This is a genomic window from Bradyrhizobium sp. CCBAU 051011 (assembly GCF_009930815.1).
GTDB lineage: Bacteria > Pseudomonadota > Alphaproteobacteria > Rhizobiales > Xanthobacteraceae > Bradyrhizobium.
The window spans coordinates 6,067,656-6,086,320 of the sequence record NZ_CP022222.1; the positions used below are offsets into that span (position 1 = coordinate 6,067,656).

An 18,665-nucleotide genomic window follows, 5' to 3' on the forward strand; every position below is an offset into this window, starting at 1 on the left:
CCTAACCGCCGGCGGGGACAATCAGCGGACGTGGCGGGCTACTTTCTCACGGGATGCTGTCGGGATTGTGATTTTCGGGCAGGTTTCTCCGTGTTGTGCACCACCACCCCATTGTCGCAGTCTTGCGGCAGAATCCGTAAGGAGCGGCTGGATCGCGGGGCGCGCGCGCAGGGAGCAAGGTATGGCTTTTCGTTTCACGGCGGCGCGCCCCATGCGTCTTGCCGCCATCCTTCTGGTCGTGTGTTGCGTAGGCAGCGCGCGCGCCGAGGAGGCGAGTTCGCCCACCTCGCAGCAGCCGGGCGCGGCTACGCCGTCACCGTCGCCATCGGGCCAGAAGGGTGGAGCCGGGCGGGGTACTGCCGCGCCGCCGCCGTCTGCGGCCGAGCAGCACCGCCTGCCGCCGGATTCGACCACCAGGCAGACGCTGGCGCTGCCCGGCCGCACGCTCAACTTCACCGCTACCGCCGGCTCGATCCGGCTGTTCGACGACAAGGGCGAGCCTCAGGCCGATATCGCCTACACCTCCTACCAGCTCGACGGCGCCGATCGCGCCAGCCGGCCGGTGACGTTCCTGTTCAATGGCGGCCCGGGCGCGTCGTCGGCCTGGCTGCAGTTCGGCGCCGCCGGTCCCTGGCGGGTGTCGATCGCGGGTGAAGGCGCGGTGTCGTCGGCGACGCCCGATCTGCTGCCCAACGCCGAGACCTGGCTCGACTTCAGCGATCTCGTCTTCATCGATCCCGTCGGCACCGGCTACAGCCGCTTCGTTGCGACCGGCGAGGACGCGCGCAAGCGGTTCTACTCCGTTGACGGCGACGTCAGCGCGGTTGCGCTGGTGATCCGGCGCTGGCTGGAGAAATACGACCGCCTGCAGTCGCCGAAATTCGTCGCGGGCGAAAGCTATGGCGGCATCCGCGGACCGAAAATCGTGCGCAATTTGCAGACCCAGCAGGGCGTCGGCGTGCGCGGGCTGATCCTGGTTTCACCCTTGTTCGACTACCGCGACTTCTCCGGTTCGAGCCTCCTGCAATACATGAACACTTTGCCGAGCATGGCGGCGGTGGCGCGCGAGGCCAAGGGAGAAGGCAAGGTGACGCGCGCCGACCTCGCCGACGTCGAGCGCTATGCGCAGGGCGAATTTCTGACCGATCTCGTCAAGGGACAGGCCGACAAGGAAGCGACGACGCGGCTGGCCGACAAGGTTGCGTCATTGACCGGCATTGATCAGGCGGTCAGCCGCAGGCTTGCCGGCCGTTTTGAAATCGGCGAATTCCGCAGGGAATTCGACCGCGGCAACGGCCGCGTCACCGGACGTTACGACGCCTCGGTTTCGGGCATCGATCCCTATCCGGATTCGAACTACTCGCATTTCGGCGATCCATCCGGCGATTCCCTGATGGCGCCGCTGACGAGCGCGGCCGTCGACCTCACCACGCGCAAGCTCAACTGGCGCCCCGATGGTTCGTATCACCTGCTCAACGAGGCCGTGTACAGGGGCTGGGATTTCGGCCGCGGACCGGCCGAGTCGGTCTCACAGTTGCGCCAGATTCTGGCGCTCGACCCGAAAATGAAATTGCTGGTCAGCCACGGGCTGTTCGATCTCGCCACGCCTTATTTCGCCTCGAAGGTCATTCTCGACCAGTTGCCAGCCTATGCGCGGTCGGACCGGGTGAAACTCGTCGTCTATCCCGGCGGCCACATGTTCTATTCGCGCGACGCCACGCGTCAGGCGTTTCGTGCGGAAGTCGAGAAGGTGATGAAGTAAATTCGAAAACAAAAAAAGTCGGCGCAGTCCTTGCAACTGCGCCGGCTTTTTCTTCGTCATTGCGAGGAGCGAAGCGACGAAGCAACCCATGTCGCGGCGTGAAATGGATTGCTTCGCTTCGCTCGCAATGACGGGGAAAAGTCAATACCTCAATACACAAGCCCCGTGCCCGGCGCCTTTTCCAGCGCGGCGGCGAGCGAGCGATATTCCTCGCTCGAGGTGCCGGTGAGCTGAGCGATCTTGTTCAGGTGAAATTGCGCTTGATCGCGATTGCCCTGTTCGACCTGCCACAGGCCATAATACTGCCAGGTCTTGACGTGGTTCGGATCGGCCTTCAGCGCGCGCTCGTACCAGATCTGCGAGACCTTGTAGTCGCCGAGCTGACGATACGAATAGCCGATCAGATTGGCGACGGCGGCTGTGTCGTCACGGCCGAGTGCCTTCAATTGCGCGATCGCCGCAGCATAGTCGTGGCGCTCATAGATCGTGGCGTAAGCGGCGCGATAGCCGTCGGCAAAAGCGGTCTCGCTGCCGGGACGGGCTTCGCTGGATTTCTTCTTCTTTGGCGGCGGCGGTGGATCGTTGTCGGGCGCGGCGTAAACGACGGTAACGACAGGGGCTGCCGCAAGCGTGAGCGACAACATTGCGAGAGTCAAAAGCCTGATCGCTAACTTATTCATGCATATCTCCTGATGGCCAGCCCGGCGATCCTACACCGAAGCCCGTTGGTTTGAACACCTGGCGGTTGAAAACATTCCCGGATGCCTTTCACCGCGATTCCGCCAATTTTCATCGGCGGCCCGTCGTCAGCGGACATGACGAAGATGTCATTCAGATGAACGGAGCTATTCAGATGAACGGAGTCCGAAAGTTCGATTCAGGAGGGGTTCAGCGCGCGGCCGCTAGCGTCGCTTGCATGATCGGCGAGCCCTTCCGTTCGACCGGAGTGCCCGCGGGTCCCAAGGGAAAAGGAAAAGGAGATAACCATGCTCAAGACCATTTCCGCAGCGCTCGTTGCCGTTTCCGTTCTCGCCGCGCCTGCACTTGCCGGCACGCCGGCCAAGACCGCGCAGGCACCGGCGAACAAGACCGTTCAAGCTCCGGTGAACAAGAGTGCGCAGGCGCCTGTCGTCAAGGCGGAGCAGGGCAAATCGAAAGCGCTGAACGCCAATGCCAAAATGGGCCGCCATCACAAGCACTACCGGTATCATCGCCACCACAAGCACATCGGCTCGCTGAAGGCGCATGCGAAGCCGCACGTCGCGGTCAAGCAGGTGACGCCTTCCGCGAAGCGTAGCTGAATCTGATTCGCCGGCGCGTTTCGCCCCCATTGCCCCCCGCGCCAGCGAATGTCAGGCCAGCCCACGCGCCATTTGCTTCGCTAATGGCCGTGGGCTGGCGCGCGCTCAATTTTTTGAGAGCCGCGTGAGGGGATAACCGAGTTGCGAATTCCATTCCGTCGCCGATCGGTCTAAGAGACGGCGATCGGGCAGGGGAAGAGTTCGCTTGAAGGTTTGCTTGGGGCGTTCAGTCAAAATCGCAGCGATCATGTTATTGCCGATCGCGCTTTCGGCCTGCGCGGCCAGCGACGAGGGCAAGCCGATCACCTTTACCGATGATCGCGGCATCTCCAGCCAGCCATTTCCCAAAAATTACCGCGCCGAAGTGCTGGCGTTTCTGAAGACCTATCTCAACAATCCCGTCGGTGTGCGCGACGCTGCCATGGCCGAGCCGGTCGAGCGCGTCGTCGGCGGGCGGCAGCGCTATCTCGTCTGCGTGAGGTTCAGCGCCCGCGAATCCGAGGGCGGCTACCGCGAGCCGCGCGAACGCGCCATCCTCTTTGTCGATGGGCGGCTCGACCGCATTATCGAAAACGCTGCCGAGCCTTGTGCCGGAGCAGCCTACGCGCCGTTCGCGGAACTGGAGAAAATGACACGCTAGTGACGCGCGCTGCGTTGCTGCCAGCTCCCTCCGCGCGTCTCCCGCTCCTCCACACGAGAGTGTGATGGTGTGCATCGTATCCGATTAAATCGCAACGATTGACATCGAGCCGGGCAGAGCATTTATATCGTGTCCGATCTAATCGTGTAAGATGTAGGAGCGATATCTCATGTCCCAGCCCGTCACGCCTGACCGCCGCCGCTTCCTCAGCGCGGCCGCCATATCCCTTGCCGCCGCACCATTCGCCATGAGCGGGGCCCTGTTCGCCCAGTCCGGCGACGCCAGACCCGGCGCAGGGGCGGTCAAGCCGGGCACCCACACCTCCTTTGCCGCGTTGAAGCAGATCGAAGCTGGCGTCCTCAGTATCGGTTACGCCGAAGCCGGGCCCACCAATGGTCCCGCCGTCATCCTGCTGCATGGCTGGCCCTACGACATCTACGCCTTCGTCGATGTGGCCCCGGTGCTGGCATCGGCAGGTTTCCGGGTCATCGTGCCGTATCTGCGCGGCTATGGCACGACGCGCTTCCTCTCGGCCGATACGCCGCGCAACGGCCAGCAGGGCGCGCTCGCCAATGACGTGATCGCGCTAATGGACGCGCTCAAGATTGAAAAGGCGGTAGTGGCCGGCTTCGACTGGGGCGCGCGGACCGCCGACATCGTCGCCGCGATCTGGCCGGAGCGCGTCAAGGCGCTGGTCTCGGTCAGCGGCTATCTGATCGGCAGCCAGCAAGCCAATGCCAAGCCGCTGCCGCCGTCGGCCGAACTGCAATGGTGGTATCAGTACTATTTTGCGACCGAGCGCGGCCGGCTCGGCTACGAAAAATACCGTCGCGAGTTTTCCAGGCTGATCTGGCAGCTCGCCTCGCCGAAGTGGAGTTTCGATGACGCCACTTTTGAGCGGAGCGCGGCGTCTTTCGACAACCCCGACCACGTCGCCATCGTGATCCACAATTACCGCTGGCGGCTTGGCCTTGCCTCGGGCGAAGCCAAATACGACGAGCTGGAAAAGCGGCTGGCCGAGTTTCCGGTCATCTCGGTCCCGACAGTCACCCTGGAAGGTGACGCCAATGGCGCGCCCCATCCGGACCCCAGCGTCTATGCCAAGAAGTTTTCCGGCAAATATGTCCACCGGCTGCTCACCGGCGGGATCGGACATAACCCGCCGCAGGAAGCCCCGCAGGCGTTTGCCGATGCCATCATCGAGGTGGCCGGTTACGGAGGATGAGGGAGGATACAGCCGCCGGCGGCCACCCGCCTCTGGCGGCGTTCCCGAGGCGGAACCGTGAACGAATTCCGATCACTTTTCGGCGATGCTTGAACCTCGCTTTATTCATCCCCGACATCACCTAAGCGGGAAATCCCCCGGTTAACCTCGAAAAAAACCTTTACATGCGAGGGAACTGGAACGCTTTGTTGCTTTGCCGTCACTGCAGCGCGCCGTCGGGTCGCAGGCCAATGCCGCAAAGCAACCTAAATGAGGTCACGTTGTTTGGATTGATATCCGCAACGTTCGTAACGGGGATAGACGATGAAGAAGTTACTGCTCGGCGCTGCCGCGCTGGCCGCCATGGCGGCTCCAGCCTTTGCGGCCGACATGCCGCCGCGCCCCTACACCAAGGCGCCGGCCTATACCGCGCCGCAGGTGGTCTATAACTGGACCGGATTCTATCTCGGCGGCCATGTCGGCGGCGCCTTCGCAGGCAGCAACTCCCTGCAGAGCAGCGACGCCCGCTTCCTTGGCGGCGTGCAGGGCGGCTTCGACTATCAGTTCGCGCCGAACTGGGTGCTGGGTGCCGAAGCCCAATATAGTTGGCTGTCCGGCGGCGGTAATAATGGCACGGTATTTCCGGGCGGCACCGTCGTGACCTCCAACACCGACCAGCTCGGCTCGGTGACCGGCCGGCTCGGCTACACCTGGGGCCCGGCGCTGCTCTACGCCAAGGGCGGTTACGGCTGGCGGGATGGCAACAATCTCGGGGTATCGGTGGCCGGCGTGCCCGCAGGCTTCACCACCAGCGGCAACCGCAAGGACGGCTATACCGTCGGTGGCGGCCTCGAATACATGTTCGCCCCGAACTGGTCGGCCAAGGCCGAGTATCAGTACTATAATTTCGGCAGCACCACCTTCACCTCAGGCCCGGCTGACATCACCGGCCGTAGCTTCCGCGACGACGAGCACACCGCCAAGGTCGGTGTGAACTACCGGTTCGGTTGGGGTGGTCCTGCCGCTTCCAGATATTGACAGCGACTTTTGGTATCAACATGCGCAAAGGCCGGCTTCACGCCGGCCTTTTTGTTTTGGGAATGCGGAAGGCGAGTGTGCGACGCAGGTTTTAGCGGTCGCAAAAAAATTTCGCGCTGCATGCAACTTTTCGTCATGATCCGATATTATGGTTCCGGCCGGCTGGTGGGACAACGAACATGCGTGCTTTTGCGTTAGGGCTGATCATTTCCGCGGCGGCGTCTCCGTGCCTTGCCCAAACTGTCCTGAAATCCGAACCGCTTATCCTTGCTCCCTATGAAATCGCCTTCGTGCAGGATCCCTCATGCGGGGTCGGCAAGGTGCGCAAGGTAACCGGCGCGATCAGGGGACTGCACCGGCGCAAGGCCTGTGTCACCCTGTCTGCGGAACAGGCATCGCTGGCCTCGGCGACGCCGTAAGAACCGATTTTCCGCCTCGGATGTCGTCCCGGCAAACGGGACTCACTGGCCGAGGCCGGTCGCTTGCCTGGTGTCCGACCGTCTTTTTGACGCCAACTGCCTTATGACGCCAACTGCAATTCCGTCTGCGCGTCGCGCTCGGCGTCGGCCTTGTTTCGGGCCGGGTCTTCATGCGGCTCGAGCTGGCACGGCTTGATCTCGTAATCATGGTCCAGCACCGGACGGGGGCCGGCATTGCCTCGCTCGGATACAACGTCGACCACAAGGCCGCTCTTCTGGGCAATCTTCCAGACATCGGCCGCGGTGGGATAAGCCTTGCTGAGCTTGGCATCGTTTGAGAACAGCGCGTAGGGCATTGTCGGCTCCGGTAAAAACGGTCAACGCGGAAGCCAGGTCCGGGTTTCGGGCTTGGCTGCCATGTCGCCATTCCACAGGCTGTTTCGGGAGCAAATTGGCTCGTTTCGGCCCATTTTCGTGGAGTCTCTGAGTCTTTAACGAGCCGTAAATCCCGGAAAAAAGAATCCCCGAGACTCCCCGGCCAGAATCGCCGGATGGTTCCGGCCATGAGAACGAGCCTTCAGACCTCCTGCCAGCGTGTTCAACTCACGCTGACCGTTTGCCTGCTGGTCGCCTGCGCGGCCAACATGGCGCTGGTCTATGCTTGGCTCTGAACGTCGCACGCATATCGGGGAGGGCGGTCCGGCGTCTAACGTCTACTTCGTCGGCGGCTCGCCTTCCCGGAGCGAGGCGTGCACCCTGGCCATGGTCGCGCTGCAATAGGCCTCCCGCTCGCGGTTGAACCGCTCTTGATGCGCGCGGAAATTCGCGACCCGCGCCCTGATCTCGGCCTGGAAATCGTCTCGCAGGTCGAGACGCGGGAGGGGAGCAGGCCTTGATAGCTCCTTCGGCATGTCGATTGGCGCGGGGACGGCGGGCGTCGTCTCTACCAACACAGTGTTGATGTCGGGCAACGGCATGACAGGCAACGGCATGTCGGGCAATGGCGCGGCTGCGCGGGCGGACTCGACTAGCTCGACGGCGGGCAGGGCAACCGGCGCTGCGATCGTCTTCTCGGCCTCCGGCATCTTGCCGGTTACCGATTGCACGAACGCCATCGTCTGCGCGATCAGGAGATCGCGTTCCTTCATCCATTTCATGGAAACACCTCGGCCCAAGCCACTCCATCAAACGGCTTTTGTGGAATCAAGCGGCCGCGGAGGTAACGGTGGATAACACCTTTGCTTTTGCGCGCAAGGTGACAAAACGGTGACAGTTCGGTCTGCTGGCGGGCAGATGCGGGCGTCACGCCGAGCGACGATGTCACTCCTGCAAGCGCGGGTTGTTTAATGCCGGCGCTAGCGTTCGCGGGGATTTGTGTTCGGGACGAAGGGCGCGCCGATCACGCGGACCGGCGGCTGGTCGTTGACATAGATGATGCGCTTGTCGGCTGTCGGAGCCTGCTCGACGCCGGTGGCTCGATCGGCGAGCCGAACCGGCTGGTCATCCAGCCCAAACAGCATCGCGCCTCCTGCAATCGCCACGCTGACCAATGTGACGGCAGCCAGCAGAACCATGTTGCAGTTTTCTTCGCGAATTCTCATGGAAGGAAAACGTAAGGAGCGGGCCCTGGTTCCTGGCGCGTCAGCGGCGAGCGGAGCAAGTGCAGGGTGCGATCCGAGAACCATGCTGGAACTGCATTTTTAACGAGCAGGTGATCCGCGAGCTTTTACCAGTTGCGCGAGCCTGGTCCGATATGAGTTGCCCCAAACAAAATTGCCGGCCGAAGCGTTGGCTAACCCTCGAAACTATCCATATGTATGCTTGCATACATACAATGGTTGCATTTATACAACATGATAACCCGGCAGGTTGAGCTGTCGCTGTGCGGATTCTGTTACTGACATGAACGTTCATTTTAGTCCGGGAGGCTGGATTCAATGGCCTGACTACGAAGAATTCTCGATCGAATTCGTGAAGCTGCTCGGCATGGCCCAGGAAGGCGGCTCGTTGATATCCGAATGCTTCCTTGCTGCTAGCCGAATTGATCCAAGCGACGGCGGCGAGTCCTGGTATCGGGAATGGACCAGGATGGCGGAAGCCAACAATGCGCGCGCCAACGCTTCCCTGGAGCGAGGTCATGTACTGACCGCACAAAGCAACTGGCTCCGCGCCCTCAATTACTATCAGGTGTCAGCGTTCGCATTCGATATCGCCGACAAGAAGCAGCAGGGCGCAATCGAAGCCATGCGAGTCTGCGCTCGCCGCTACATCTCACATTTGACGCCTGCCGGCGAGGTCGTGGAGATTCCCTGGCAGGAAGGTCACGCGCTGGAAGGATATTTTTTGCCAGCGGCAACTTCTGGTCGCGGACCTGTCGTCATATGCATGGGCGACCCGGGGCATCGGAAGGAGGAATATCTCTTCAAGGTCGCGCGCTACGCCCGCGAGCGGGGAATGTCGCTGCTGGCGGTGGACCTGTTTGGCTCGGACGCAAGCACCAAATTCGAAGACGTCGTCGCTCCCCCCGACCTGGAAACGTCGATCAGCCACGTAGTGGACTACCTCACGATGAGGGATGATATCGACGAACACCGGATAGGAATTCTCGGTGACGGGGCAGGATCTTCCTTTGTGGCGCGCGGCGTCGCTCTCGACAATCGTTTCACCGCGGCGGTTTGCGACGGCGGAATTTGGGATATGCAGGAGCGGGCTTTTCTGATGGGCCGTCTTCCGTCGGGCCCCGGGAATGCTGGGGCTGACGGCGGCTGGCTCAGGCGAAAATTCCGCTGCCCAGTCCTGATTACCTTGGGCGCAGAGGGCTGGCTCGAAAGCGACCGCGCGACCCATCTGTTCGAACGGTTGAAGGTCGATCAGCCCGACATTTCACTAAAAATCTTCGAGGGCTCCGAAACGGCCTCCGCGCAAGGGCATAGCGACAATCCCACGCTCGCCAACGAGTTCATTTTCGACTGGATGGCCGACCGCCTCAAGTTGGCAACGAACTAGAGCTTGATCCGGACCCGCAGGGCCGCGTAGCGGTTTTTCCTCGCGATAAACGCGAACGCGTTTGCGCGGAGATCACGCTCAAACAAAAAGATAAAACGGGATGATGCTTCGAAGAAAACTCATCGCGCTTTAGCCGGGCGGCAGCAATTCATATGCCTATGGCAACCTTCAGGCTGGCCTTCTCAAGGCGGTTCTTCAGTGCCGAGAGTTTGCTGGTAAACTCGCTGAGTTCACGGTCACTGAACTCCGCAAAGATGAAGTTGTTGAGCTCCTCCTGCTGAGAAGCCAGGCTTGCGATGTGCTTATAGGTCTTGTCTGTCAGGGACATCTGCACGACCCTGGCATCGTCCTCCGATGCCTTCCGGCGCATGAAGCCTTTCTTCTCGAGCATTTTCGACTGGGTCGTTACGAAGGACGGGTCAACGTGGAGCATCTTTGACACCACCTTCACCGGTACGCCCTCTCCCTGATCCAGATCGGCCAGCGCCATCAGGATCATCCATTGCGGGCCGCTGATGCCGAGGGCTTTTGCCCAGAAATAGCGAATCTCCTGGAGATGCACGTTGATGGCGGCGATCTCCCAGGCGAACTGCCGGGCGATGTCGTGATTCTGCCCGCCGAACTCATGCGAGGCTCCGCGCTTGGCGCGGCTTGGCGAGTCCGGTCCCTTCCGGGTTTCCTGTCCCATGGCGCTTCCAGCTCCAAGTCTGCCCGAAGCAGCTTAGCTGATTTCATAACAAATTCATCCAATTGCGGAGAGTACATGCGCCATTTTGGAAGCAAATTGGCCTTTGGGGCTGTGTGGCACCGGCGACACAGTCGTTTGGTATCGATATAGCTGAGTTCATAAAGTATTTTGATTACGTAAGTTGCGCATGCATAGTTCTGAAGACGGTCAGGGGGGTCCTCGATCGTTCCGTTTTGGTGGTTCGCTTAAGTCCCTCGCGTTCATGCGGGTGTGTCCGAAGGCGCGAAGCGACTGAGCGGTTTTCATGAACGGGGGCGGGCCGTCCTCTGGGGGATAAGTCAGAGGTCCGCCCTCGTTCTGCAGAGAGCAACTTGGAGGTTTAACATGAATATGATCAAGAGCCTTGTTCTCGGCTCAGCGGCGGGTCTGATCGCCATGAGCGGGGCGCAGGCGGCCGATCTTCCGGTCAAGGCCAAAGCGGTCGAGTACGTGAGGATCTGCTCCCTGTATGGCGCGGGTTTCTTCTACATCCCGGGCACCGACACCTGCATCAAGCTGGGTGGTTATCTGCGCGTTGACACCACGTTCAACGGCGGCGTCTATGGCGGTCCGTTCTATAACGGCGACGGCGGCCAGGGCAATCGCTACCGCGATTACTTCCTCTCCCGTTCTCGTATGGCGCTGACGGTTGATACCCGTACCGCCACCGAATACGGCGTTGTCCGCACCTTCGGTCAGGCCGACTTCCAGTTCCAGAACTTCGGAACGACCAACCCGGGCACTGCCGCCACCACCGGCCAGCCCCTCAACAACGCGCTGCTCTCCACGGCAGGCGGCGGCTATGTCGCGGTTGAAATGGTGTTCATCCAGTTCGCTGGTTTCACCTTCGGTAAGTCGGCTTCGGCCTACGCGACCCCGTGGAATGGCTATCCGGGCAACAACAACTCGTACCTGATGGGCGGTCCGGACTACGTCACCGGCGTCAACAACATCCAGTACACCGCCCAGTTCGGCAACGGCGTGTCGGCCACCATCGGTCTCGATGATCCGTCCGTCTTCAACCGCACTGCGGTCTGGAACATTGCCAACGGCATCAATGTCAACGGTGTCGGCACCAACGCCTACAGCGGCGTGCACGCTCCCGACATCGTCGGTAACATCCGCGTCGACCAGGCTTGGGGTCTGTTCCAGATTTCAGGTATGGCTCACCTCGTGAGCGCTACCTACAACACCCTCGGCGCCGGCGGCGCTCCGACCAACCTGTCGGAAATCTCCGGTCACCCCGAAGACAAGTGGGGCGGTGCGGTGACGGCTGCCTTGCAGATCAAGAACCTCCCGACCGGTGCGGGCGACGACATCAAGATCGACGCCACCTACGCCAAGGGTGCCACCAAGGCTGTGATCTCGACGAGCGGCGGGTCGCCGAACTTCGCGATGTTCGGTGACACCGGCATTGCCGGCGGCTACCAGAGCGTTGGCTTCGGTGCCGTCTCCGACGGCCTGTACCTGCCGGGCGTCACGAACGGCATCATCCTGACCTCGGCTTGGGGTATCCGTGGTGCGTTCAACCACAACTGGGATCCCTACTGGTCGACCAGCCTCTGGGGCAGCTACGCCTCCGTCCGTTATGACGGTGGTGCCAACGACAACCTGGCTGGCATCGCGTCCGCCAAGGGCGTCTACTGCGCAGCCTTCGCGGCAACTCACGCCGGTCAGACCGGTGTTGCTGGTAACGGTACCTACAGCTGCAACCCGGACTACAACATCGCCCAGGTTGGTGTGGTCACCCGCTGGACTCCCGTCAAGAACCTGACGTTCTCGGCTGAAGTCGGCGCATTCTTCCTCGACCAGAAGATGGCTGGCAGCTCGACGTTCACCGCGACTGCTCCGAAGCCGAATGCTCTGTACGAGTTCAAGGACCAGAGCACGGTGTTCCTGAACGTTCGCGCTCAGCGCAACTTCTGATCCCGAAAGACTTGAAACACTAGGAGAACCCCCGGCAGGCAACTGCCGGGGGTTTTTCTTTGTCGGATGCTCATCTTCGCAAATGCTGGCCCGGCATCAGGTGATGCGTAGACGGCGGAAAGAGATCGGTGGACTACCAGAAAAAGTCTGGAAACGATAAAAAATGGAAAAATGTGATTTACTCATGTAATTATATAATCTAATATGGGCTCAAGTGGTCAGTTGCTAGCTGGCTGCCTGTTGATCTTGAAGGGGCGCAATATTCCTTCATGATAAACCTCCGAAACCTCCGGCAATGCCCTGCCGGAGGTTTTTACTTTTTCAGGGCATGTGCATTCCATGATTCGGAGCGTGCCGCGCGAGCGGCGGCTTCCTCTCGGCAAGAAAAGCTCTGCTGTCGGAAGTGGGCACAAAAAAAGCGGAGTGCTGCGTGCCTTGAGACTTGGGACATGGTGCCGGCTGAGGGGATTGAACCCCCGACCTTCGGTTTACAAAACCGCTGCTCTACCGCTGAGCTAAGCCGGCGAATTTGAAGCGATAGGCGAGCGTGAAATATTCCCGCCGTGGGCCGATCTTCGCGGCTCGAATACCAGACTTGTCCGCAAAGGGCCAGAACCTCGGCGAGTCTCTCGCCGTCGGCCGCGCATGAAAAAGGCGGCCTTTCGGCCGCCTTTTCGTGCTGATTCGGCTGGTCTCACTGGCAGATGTGCCTGCGGCCGTCGTCGCCGCGGAACCAGGTGCCGGGGGTGCAGACAAAGCCGTTGCGCCGGGCGTATTCGTCGCCGCCGATCGGGGCGGCGATGGCGGCCGGGGCAGTGGCGATCGCAGCCGCAGTGCCGACCGCGCCGCCGCCGACGCCGGCTGCGACATCGGCGGGCCAGAAGCCACTGTTGTCATAACGGTTATAGCTGTTGCGCCAAGCGCGGTCTTGATAGGCCTGCCGCTGGTAGTAGCTGCTGCTATAGGGGCTTCCCGGTCCCCGATTCTGGCAATTGGCGTTCGGATAGAACTGCGCGCAATAGCCGGGATTGTAGATGACCTGCTGCGCCAAGGCGGGGGTTGCCAGCGCGGAAGCGAAGATCGCGGCGGCTAGCATTCCATATCTTGTCATGGGGAGTACTCCATTGCGGGGGGGACGCGAGCTAAGCGTGCATATGCTTGATCGTTCCTCGGCAGGCGCGCGCGCCGAGACAACCCAGCGTGATGCCCTGCGCGGATCGGCGCGAGATCTTGCGATTTCGGTTGTGCGATCTCCACACTGGTGTGAAGTTCCGCCCGCCGCCGGTTGATCAGCCACGAGAAATTCAGGGAAATGCACGCAGACGCGCGACGTCGATTACCGTCATTTCCTACGGCAACACGCTGCTACGGGTTCACCAACCCGGCTGCCGACGGGTCGATGCTGCGCACCACGCTCTACAACGAGCAGGCCGACCGCCGCTCCTGGGCGTCGATGAAAAGCCTGTTCGATGAAGTCTTGACCTGACAAAGACTTCCAGCTGGTATTTCATGGCGTTTTCGAGGAGCCTGGCTCGGACTTGACCCGCGGGCGGGCTACCGGTTCGTGTGAAGAAGACGCAGGCAAAATCCAAAATGAGAAGTTCGGGCTTGAGCCGGACTTCAACTGATACAGCGAGCAGGGGGCGTATGTTCGGAATTCTGGGGCTGGGGTTCTTGCTGGGCATGCAGCACGCGCTCGAAGTCGATCATATTGCCGCCGTCTCCAGCATCGCCGCACGCCGCAGCCATGTCGCCGATATCGTCAAGCACGGGCTGACCTGGGGGCTCGGCCACACGCTTACTCTGTTCGTCTTTGCCGGCGCTGCCATCCTGCTCGGCCGCGCGATTCCGGACGGTTTTGCCCGCCCGATCGAGACCACCGTCGGCCTGATGCTGGTCGGCCTCGGGGCGCATGTGCTGTGGCGGCTGTGGCGCGACCGCGTGCATTTCCACCGGCACGGCCATGACGACGGCACGGTGCATTTCCACGCCCATAGCCATGCCGGTGAAACCACGCCGCACGCCCGCGCGGCGCACGCGCATGACCACGGCTTCCGCTGGCGGACCCTGCTGGTCGGGTTGATGCACGGCATGGCAGGCTCGGCTGCGCTTCTGGTGCTCGCGGTGACGCACGCCTCCAGCCCCGCCGTTGGGCTCGGCTATGTCGCGCTGTTCGGAGTCGGCTCGATGATCGGCATGGGGGCGCTGTCGACAGTGATCGCGGTGCCGCTTGCGGTCTCTGCGCGCTCGCTTACCTGGGCTAACCGCGGCCTGCAGGGGGCCGTCGGCCTTGCCACGATCGCGATCGGAATAATGACGGTGGTCGAGACGGTGCTGGCCTGAGGCCCGGCTCGCCTCGGCGTACAGGCCGGTGAACAATTATAGCGTGCTGGGAGGAGACAGGATGAAACGCCGAGATTTTCTGGCCGGAAGCGCCGCATGTTCGTTGGTCGCGGTGACAGGCAAGGCGTTCGCGCAGGCCGGGCCGCTGACCAGGATCATCTTTCCGTTTGCGGCCGGCGGCGGCGGGGATGCGCTTTGCCGGCTGCTGGCGCAGCACATCGCCCCATTGCTCGATCGCAACATCATTGTCGAGAACCGGACCGGCGGCGATGGACTGATCGGCATCAAGGCGGTGAAGGGGGCTCCTCCCGACGGCAGCACCATCCTCGTCACCACGGGGCCGACGATGTATCTGCTGCCGATGGTCGAGACCACACCGAGCTTCGACGCGGCAAAGGATTTCGTTCCGGTCAGCCAGCTCACGCGCTTCGAGTTCTGTGTGTTCGTCGGTACAGCCGTCCCGGCCGACGTCAAGGACTTCAAGCAGTTCGTCGCCTGGCTGAAAGCCAATCCGGACAAGGCGACGTTCGGCGTGCCCAGCAACGGCACCATTCCGCATTTTACGGGATCTCGGCTCGAGCAGGCGCTCGGCGTCAAGCTGACCCGCGTGGCCTATCGTGGCAGCGCGCCGATCATCAACGACCTCGTCGGCGGCCATATGCCGTTCGCGATTTCCACGCTGACCGATGCCATCCCGCAGCATCGCGCCGGCAACGTCCGCATTCTCGCGGTCGGCAGCGCGGCGCGTTCGCCGTTTTTGCCGGAGGCGCCGACCCTGCGGGAGAGCGGCGTCGATCTGGTGGCGGATGCCTGGTACGGCATGTGGCTGCCGGCAGGCGCTCCGCTGGATTTTGCAAAAAAGCTGAGCGAAGCGGCGGCCGCCGCGCTCGCCAAGCCGGAGGTCAAGGAAAAGCTCAGCGCCATCGGCCTGATCCCGGTCGGCTCGACGCCGGAAGGCCTGACGAAGGAACTCGCCGCCAACACCGCCTTCTGGCAGCCGATCGTGAAAGAGACGGGCTACAAGATTACGAATTGAGGATAGACGCTCGGCCAATCAGACGAAAAAAATGGCCCCCTTGAAGGGGGCCATTTTCACTAGTCAGCGTCTTCACTAGTCGTCCCAGTAATGACGCCGGATGACGACGCCTCGGTCGCCATAATAGTTGCGGTGATACCATCCGCGATGCAGGCCGCGATCGCGTTCATAGAATCCGAAACGGGGACCGCCGTAGTAACGGTCGCCGTAATAGTCCCGATCGCCGCCCACATAGACGCCGAATCCGCCTGCGCTTGCGGCCGTGGGCGCACCGACGGCGACAATCGCCAAAGCGGCCAGCACGTAAGCGAGTTTTCTCATTGTTCCTCTCCACTCGTTGTTACCGCGAATAAAACGAATGCCGACGTGGCCTGTTGCAGGGAACACCGAGAAACTTTCTTGAATGCATGTTCACCATCATGGCAATGAATGATCATTGCACCGATGGCACCGCGATGCGCGCTCGATCTAGGCCGGTGCGGAGTCCAAAAATCTGCTTAAATCCGGAGGTGCATCAAGCATTGACCAAAATCGACCTGGCATAGAAGCTTGGCATAGAAGGAGGGTTCCTTGGGCCGTGACGGTAGAGTGACGCACAAGTCGCGTGAAAACCCTGCTGCAGAATAGTTTGTCATGCGACCGATCTTCCATCCGAGCCTGGTCAACGGTCGCTACGGCGACCCGACGGTCTATGTGGAGACACTGTTCAAAACGCACAGTGTGCTGTTCGATCTCGGGGAAATCGCGTCGCTGTCACCGCGGAAGATACGACGCGTCGATCGGATCTTCGTCTCGCATGCGCATATCGATCATTTCGTTGGCTTCGATCATCTGCTCCGCTTGCTCGTGGGACAGGAGAAAACCATGCATCTTTACGGCCCGGCCGGCTTTGCCGAGCGTGTCTTTCACAAGCTTCAGGCCTATCGATGGAATCTGGTCGAAAGCTACGGCGCCGATCTGGTCTTTGTGGTCAGCGAACTTGAGACGCCGAACTCCATCTCGACCAGGCAGTTCCGGTTGAAGACGGCTTTTGCCGCGGAACCGCCAGTGTCGAAGACAATTCTTGACGGCGTCCTATGTGACGAGCGGGCCTGCCGCGTCTCAGCCGCTATCCTCGAGCATGGCACGCCTTGCCTCGGCTTTGCCCTGCAGGAAGCGGCCCATGTCAACATCTGGAAAAATCGACTATCCGAGCGCGGGCTTCCGGTCGGTCCGTGGCTGCAGTGGCTCAAGCAGGCGGTTGTGGAAGGCCGTTCGGACGATCATTTGATACGGATCGATGGTGCGGCAGCTTCGGGCGATCGCCTCGAGCGGCTTGGGTGCCTGCGTGACCTCCTGACGGTCACCGCCGGCCAGAAAATTGCCTATGTTACGGATGTTGCCGATACCCCGGCCAATCGCGCCGCCATTGTGGCGCTCGTTCAGAATGCGGACATCCTCTTCATTGAGGCGGCATTCGCGGGAACGGATGCCGCGTTGGCGAGGGACCGGGCCCACCTTACAACGGCGGCTGCCGGAGAAATTGCGCGGGAAGCCAATGTGCGCCGCGTCGAGCCGTTTCACTTCTCTCCGCGCTACGCGGGAGACGAGGTGCGGATGCTGGCCGAGGTGATGACGGCGTTCGGGGATCCTGCATCCGACGCAAAAACCTGAGCGGTTTCATGCTCGAGGAAAGACATTTGCCGGCTAAGCATCGGAAATGGGTGCGGCTCTTTCTGTGCGGCGATGTCATGTGCGGCCGCGGCATCGACCAGGTGTTGGCGCACCCCTGCAGCCCCGAGATTTACGAACACTACCTGCGATCGGCGGAGGAATACGTGCTGCTCGCCGAGCAGGCGAACGGGCCCATTCCGCGGCGCAACGGGCCCTCCTACGTTTGGGGCGCCGCACTGGGCCAGTTGGAACGCATGCAGCCGGATGCGCGGATCATCAATCTGGAAACGGCTGTGACCCGCAGCAACGACCGCGTGAACAAGGGAATTAACTACCGCATGAGCCCCGAGAATGCAGAATGTCTCGCGGCGGCCGGGATCGACTGCTGTGTATTGGCCAACAACCATGTGCTCGATTGGGGCCGCGCCGGCTTGCTGGAGACGCTGACCACCTTGCAGAAACTCAACGTCAAGGCGACGGGCGCAGGACGCAACGATCATGAAGCGCGCGCACCCGCGGTGCTGATGCTTGGCAAAGTGCGGCTCTTGATCTTTTCGTTTGGATCGACATCGAGCGGCATCCCTCTCGAATGGGCCGCGACGTCAGACGCGCCAGGCGTCAACCTGCTGCCTGACCTCTCTGAGACGAATGCGTCTGACGTCGCCGACCAGGTCATGGCGATCAGGAGGCCGGGCGATCTCGTCGTCGTTTCAATCCATTGGGGATCCAATTGGGGCTATCACATTCCCCATGAGCAGCAAATTCTGGCCCGTGCTCTCATCGACAAGGCAGGCGTGTCGATCGTTCACGGGCATTCTTCGCATCATCCGCGAGCGCTCGAAATTTATCGAGACCGCCTCATTCTGTATGGCTGCGGTGATTTCCTGAACGATTATGAAGGCATCGGTGGTTACGAGCGCTACCGCGACGACCTTGCCTTGATGTATTTCGCCGACCTGGATCCGACGAGCGGAAGCCTTCATGCGCTCAAACTGGTTCCACTGCAGATCAAGAACTTTCGTCTCTCCATTCCAACGTGGCGGGACATCGAATGGATCCAGCAGACCCTGGATGGGAAATGTCAGCAGTTTGGAACAAGGGTCGTTCTTGATTCCGAACGGCAGCTTGTCGTTGTCGGCCCTGGGGCAGGGACCTAACTCTGGTCACAAGCCGGCGTCGCAGCATCGAACCAAGGAGCGACCGGCCAAACGAAGCCCTTACCCCAGTTGATCAGCTGGTCCGTTATCTTCAAGGCGCCGCAGGCGCCACTCACCGAGCGCCGAGGTCTTCGCCGACGATGAGCTTCGGATGAAGGTCTGGTGTTGATCGGCCCGACGAGAGCGTCTGGCTGACTTCGACGATGCGCCCTTGGGCATCGCGCTCGACGCTCGCCTGAGCCGGCGCTGCATTCTGGTCGCCCGCCAACAGCTTTTCCAACCAGCTGAAAATTGACACATTTGCCTCCCGGGATCTTATGGCTTCATCCCGATCTTCTCCCTGATCGCGGAGTTGGGAGCGTCACGTCCGAGCGATTGCGCTGGTGCTTGGCGTCGCGGGTAATGCGTGTAGTCACGAGACGGTCAGGACTGCTCGGCTGAACGGCAACACCT

21 protein-coding genes and 1 tRNA gene are annotated in these 18,665 nt (G+C 61.3%); 13 read left to right on the plus strand and 9 right to left on the minus strand.

Going from position 1 to position 18,665, the window contains the following annotated elements; all coding sequences use genetic code 11:
* Nucleotides 1-181 precede the first annotated feature (181 nt).
* On the plus strand, nucleotides 182-1,762 hold the full coding sequence (locus tag ACH79_RS28360; protein ID WP_161853871.1) for a S10 family peptidase: 1,581 nt from the start codon (nucleotides 182-184) through the stop codon (nucleotides 1,760-1,762).
* 149 nt (nucleotides 1,763-1,911) lie between these two features.
* Here the strand turns inward: ACH79_RS28360 and ACH79_RS28365 are convergent, their stop codons facing one another.
* Nucleotides 1,912-2,442 carry a lipopolysaccharide assembly protein LapB gene (locus tag ACH79_RS28365; protein ID WP_161853872.1) on the minus strand — a complete coding sequence of 177 codons (531 nt, stop codon included), beginning with the start codon at nucleotides 2,440-2,442 and terminating at the stop codon, nucleotides 1,912-1,914.
* Nucleotides 2,443-2,748: 306 nt separating this feature from the next.
* Here ACH79_RS28365 and ACH79_RS28370 point away from each other — a divergent pair, with 306 nt between their 5' ends.
* From ACH79_RS28370 to ACH79_RS28390, 5 genes are all read left to right on the plus strand, one after another.
* Nucleotides 2,749-3,063: a His-rich protein BRANT gene (locus ACH79_RS28370; protein WP_161853873.1), complete on the plus strand. Its 315-nt coding sequence runs from the start codon at nucleotides 2,749-2,751 to the stop codon at nucleotides 3,061-3,063.
* 247 nt (nucleotides 3,064-3,310) lie between these two features.
* Entirely contained in the window at nucleotides 3,311-3,703 is a 393-nt protein-coding gene (locus tag ACH79_RS28375; RefSeq protein WP_202639338.1) for a hypothetical protein, read from the plus strand.
* A gap of 169 nt (nucleotides 3,704-3,872) precedes the next feature.
* Nucleotides 3,873-4,928 carry an alpha/beta fold hydrolase gene (locus ACH79_RS28380; RefSeq protein WP_161853875.1) on the plus strand — a complete coding sequence of 352 codons (1,056 nt, stop codon included), beginning with the start codon at nucleotides 3,873-3,875 and terminating at the stop codon, nucleotides 4,926-4,928.
* A gap of 303 nt (nucleotides 4,929-5,231) precedes the next feature.
* Nucleotides 5,232-5,945 (plus strand): outer membrane protein, encoded by a 714-nt coding sequence (locus ACH79_RS28385; protein WP_161853876.1) that lies wholly within the window; start codon nucleotides 5,232-5,234, stop codon nucleotides 5,943-5,945.
* Nucleotides 5,946-6,124: 179 nt separating this feature from the next.
* The gene (locus ACH79_RS28390; protein WP_161853877.1) at nucleotides 6,125-6,364 is read left to right on the plus strand and encodes a hypothetical protein; all 240 of its coding nucleotides are present in this window, start codon (nucleotides 6,125-6,127) and stop codon (nucleotides 6,362-6,364) included.
* Nucleotides 6,365-6,465: 101 nt separating this feature from the next.
* Here the strand turns inward: ACH79_RS28390 and ACH79_RS28395 are convergent, their stop codons facing one another.
* The 3 genes from ACH79_RS28395 to ACH79_RS28405 all read right to left on the minus strand — a co-directional run bounded on the left by ACH79_RS28395 (nucleotide 6,466) and on the right by ACH79_RS28405 (nucleotide 7,938).
* A complete protein-coding gene (locus tag ACH79_RS28395; protein ID WP_161853878.1) occupies nucleotides 6,466-6,720 on the minus strand; it encodes a hypothetical protein in 255 nt (84 codons plus the stop codon).
* Nucleotides 6,721-7,077: 357 nt separating this feature from the next.
* On the minus strand, nucleotides 7,078-7,521 hold the full coding sequence (locus ACH79_RS28400; RefSeq protein WP_161853879.1) for a hypothetical protein: 444 nt from the start codon (nucleotides 7,519-7,521) through the stop codon (nucleotides 7,078-7,080).
* Nucleotides 7,522-7,719: 198 nt separating this feature from the next.
* Nucleotides 7,720-7,938, minus strand: a complete 219-nt coding sequence (locus tag ACH79_RS28405; protein WP_246738165.1) for a hypothetical protein — start codon at nucleotides 7,936-7,938, stop codon at nucleotides 7,720-7,722.
* Nucleotides 7,939-8,266: 328 nt separating this feature from the next.
* On the opposite strand from ACH79_RS28405, the gene ACH79_RS28410 reads away from it, so the two are divergent.
* On the plus strand, nucleotides 8,267-9,370 hold the full coding sequence (locus ACH79_RS28410) for a S9 family peptidase (protein ID WP_161853881.1): 1,104 nt from the start codon (nucleotides 8,267-8,269) through the stop codon (nucleotides 9,368-9,370).
* A 148-nt stretch (nucleotides 9,371-9,518) separates the two neighbouring features.
* Here the strand turns inward: ACH79_RS28410 and ACH79_RS28415 are convergent, their stop codons facing one another.
* Complete coding sequence (locus tag ACH79_RS28415; protein ID WP_161853882.1) at nucleotides 9,519-10,058, minus strand: MarR family winged helix-turn-helix transcriptional regulator; 540 nt, start codon at nucleotides 10,056-10,058, stop codon at nucleotides 9,519-9,521.
* Between the two features lie 384 nt (nucleotides 10,059-10,442).
* Between ACH79_RS28415 and ACH79_RS28420 the strand changes: the two genes are divergently transcribed.
* Nucleotides 10,443-12,023 (plus strand): porin, encoded by a 1,581-nt coding sequence (locus ACH79_RS28420; RefSeq protein WP_161853883.1) that lies wholly within the window; start codon nucleotides 10,443-10,445, stop codon nucleotides 12,021-12,023.
* A gap of 450 nt (nucleotides 12,024-12,473) precedes the next feature.
* Here the strand turns inward: ACH79_RS28420 and ACH79_RS28425 are convergent.
* Both ACH79_RS28425 and ACH79_RS28430 read right to left on the minus strand, forming a co-directional pair.
* Nucleotides 12,474-12,548: transfer RNA gene (locus ACH79_RS28425), tRNA-Thr, on the minus strand.
* 169 nt (nucleotides 12,549-12,717) lie between these two features.
* The gene (locus tag ACH79_RS28430; RefSeq protein ID WP_161853884.1) at nucleotides 12,718-13,134 is read right to left on the minus strand and encodes a hypothetical protein; all 417 of its coding nucleotides are present in this window, start codon (nucleotides 13,132-13,134) and stop codon (nucleotides 12,718-12,720) included.
* Nucleotides 13,135-13,335: 201 nt separating this feature from the next.
* Here ACH79_RS28430 and ACH79_RS28435 point away from each other — a divergent pair, with 201 nt between their 5' ends.
* The 3 genes from ACH79_RS28435 (at nucleotide 13,336) to ACH79_RS28445 (ending at nucleotide 15,402) form a co-directional block, all read left to right on the plus strand.
* Entirely contained in the window at nucleotides 13,336-13,509 is a 174-nt protein-coding gene (locus tag ACH79_RS28435; RefSeq protein ID WP_161853885.1) for a hypothetical protein, read from the plus strand.
* A gap of 161 nt (nucleotides 13,510-13,670) precedes the next feature.
* Nucleotides 13,671-14,366 carry an urease accessory protein gene (locus tag ACH79_RS28440; protein WP_161853886.1) on the plus strand — a complete coding sequence of 232 codons (696 nt, stop codon included), beginning with the start codon at nucleotides 13,671-13,673 and terminating at the stop codon, nucleotides 14,364-14,366.
* A 61-nt stretch (nucleotides 14,367-14,427) separates the two neighbouring features.
* The gene (locus ACH79_RS28445) at nucleotides 14,428-15,402 is read left to right on the plus strand and encodes a Bug family tripartite tricarboxylate transporter substrate binding protein (protein ID WP_161853887.1); all 975 of its coding nucleotides are present in this window, start codon (nucleotides 14,428-14,430) and stop codon (nucleotides 15,400-15,402) included.
* Between the two features lie 75 nt (nucleotides 15,403-15,477).
* Here ACH79_RS28445 and ACH79_RS28450 read toward each other — a convergent pair whose 3' ends face one another.
* Nucleotides 15,478-15,723, minus strand: a complete 246-nt coding sequence (locus ACH79_RS28450; RefSeq protein ID WP_161853888.1) for a hypothetical protein — start codon at nucleotides 15,721-15,723, stop codon at nucleotides 15,478-15,480.
* Nucleotides 15,724-16,035: 312 nt separating this feature from the next.
* Between ACH79_RS28450 and ACH79_RS28455 the strand changes: the two genes are divergently transcribed.
* Both ACH79_RS28455 and ACH79_RS28460 read left to right on the plus strand, forming a co-directional pair.
* Nucleotides 16,036-17,055 (plus strand): MBL fold metallo-hydrolase, encoded by a 1,020-nt coding sequence (locus ACH79_RS28455; RefSeq protein WP_161853889.1) that lies wholly within the window; start codon nucleotides 16,036-16,038, stop codon nucleotides 17,053-17,055.
* Between the two features lie 8 nt (nucleotides 17,056-17,063).
* Nucleotides 17,064-18,212, plus strand: coding sequence for a CapA family protein (locus ACH79_RS28460; RefSeq protein WP_161853890.1), 1,149 nt, complete (start codon nucleotides 17,064-17,066; stop codon nucleotides 18,210-18,212).
* Nucleotides 18,213-18,324: 112 nt separating this feature from the next.
* Here ACH79_RS28460 and ACH79_RS28465 read toward each other — a convergent pair whose 3' ends face one another.
* The gene (locus ACH79_RS28465; RefSeq protein WP_161853891.1) at nucleotides 18,325-18,480 is read right to left on the minus strand and encodes a hypothetical protein; all 156 of its coding nucleotides are present in this window, start codon (nucleotides 18,478-18,480) and stop codon (nucleotides 18,325-18,327) included.
* Between the last annotated feature and the right edge of the window lie 185 nt (nucleotides 18,481-18,665).

Coding starts and splice junctions, on each gene's coding strand:
- ACH79_RS28365 (WP_161853872.1), bottom strand. CDS start 2,442: ATGAATAAGTTAGCGATCAGGCTTTTGACTCTCGCAATGTTGTCGCTC.
- ACH79_RS28360 (WP_161853871.1), top strand. CDS start 182: ATGGCTTTTCGTTTCACGGCGGCGCGCCCCATGCGTCTTGCCGCCATC.
- ACH79_RS28415 (WP_161853882.1), bottom strand. CDS start 10,058: ATGGGACAGGAAACCCGGAAGGGACCGGACTCGCCAAGCCGCGCCAAG.
- ACH79_RS28410 (WP_161853881.1), top strand. CDS start 8,267: ATGAACGTTCATTTTAGTCCGGGAGGCTGGATTCAATGGCCTGACTAC.
- ACH79_RS28430 (WP_161853884.1), bottom strand. CDS start 13,134: ATGACAAGATATGGAATGCTAGCCGCCGCGATCTTCGCTTCCGCGCTG.
- ACH79_RS28450 (WP_161853888.1), bottom strand. CDS start 15,723: ATGAGAAAACTCGCTTACGTGCTGGCCGCTTTGGCGATTGTCGCCGTC.
- ACH79_RS28445 (WP_161853887.1), top strand. CDS start 14,428: ATGAAACGCCGAGATTTTCTGGCCGGAAGCGCCGCATGTTCGTTGGTC.
- ACH79_RS28455 (WP_161853889.1), top strand. CDS start 16,036: ATGCGACCGATCTTCCATCCGAGCCTGGTCAACGGTCGCTACGGCGAC.
- ACH79_RS28380 (WP_161853875.1), top strand. CDS start 3,873: ATGTCCCAGCCCGTCACGCCTGACCGCCGCCGCTTCCTCAGCGCGGCC.
- ACH79_RS28370 (WP_161853873.1), top strand. CDS start 2,749: ATGCTCAAGACCATTTCCGCAGCGCTCGTTGCCGTTTCCGTTCTCGCC.
- ACH79_RS28420 (WP_161853883.1), top strand. CDS start 10,443: ATGAATATGATCAAGAGCCTTGTTCTCGGCTCAGCGGCGGGTCTGATC.
- ACH79_RS28385 (WP_161853876.1), top strand. CDS start 5,232: ATGAAGAAGTTACTGCTCGGCGCTGCCGCGCTGGCCGCCATGGCGGCT.
- ACH79_RS28460 (WP_161853890.1), top strand. CDS start 17,064: ATGCTCGAGGAAAGACATTTGCCGGCTAAGCATCGGAAATGGGTGCGG.
- ACH79_RS28405 (WP_246738165.1), bottom strand. CDS start 7,938: ATGGTTCTGCTGGCTGCCGTCACATTGGTCAGCGTGGCGATTGCAGGA.
- ACH79_RS28375 (WP_202639338.1), top strand. CDS start 3,311: ATGTTATTGCCGATCGCGCTTTCGGCCTGCGCGGCCAGCGACGAGGGC.
- ACH79_RS28435 (WP_161853885.1), top strand. CDS start 13,336: ATGCACGCAGACGCGCGACGTCGATTACCGTCATTTCCTACGGCAACA.
- ACH79_RS28395 (WP_161853878.1), bottom strand. CDS start 6,720: ATGCCCTACGCGCTGTTCTCAAACGATGCCAAGCTCAGCAAGGCTTAT.
- ACH79_RS28390 (WP_161853877.1), top strand. CDS start 6,125: ATGCGTGCTTTTGCGTTAGGGCTGATCATTTCCGCGGCGGCGTCTCCG.
- ACH79_RS28400 (WP_161853879.1), bottom strand. CDS start 7,521: ATGAAATGGATGAAGGAACGCGATCTCCTGATCGCGCAGACGATGGCG.
- ACH79_RS28440 (WP_161853886.1), top strand. CDS start 13,671: ATGTTCGGAATTCTGGGGCTGGGGTTCTTGCTGGGCATGCAGCACGCG.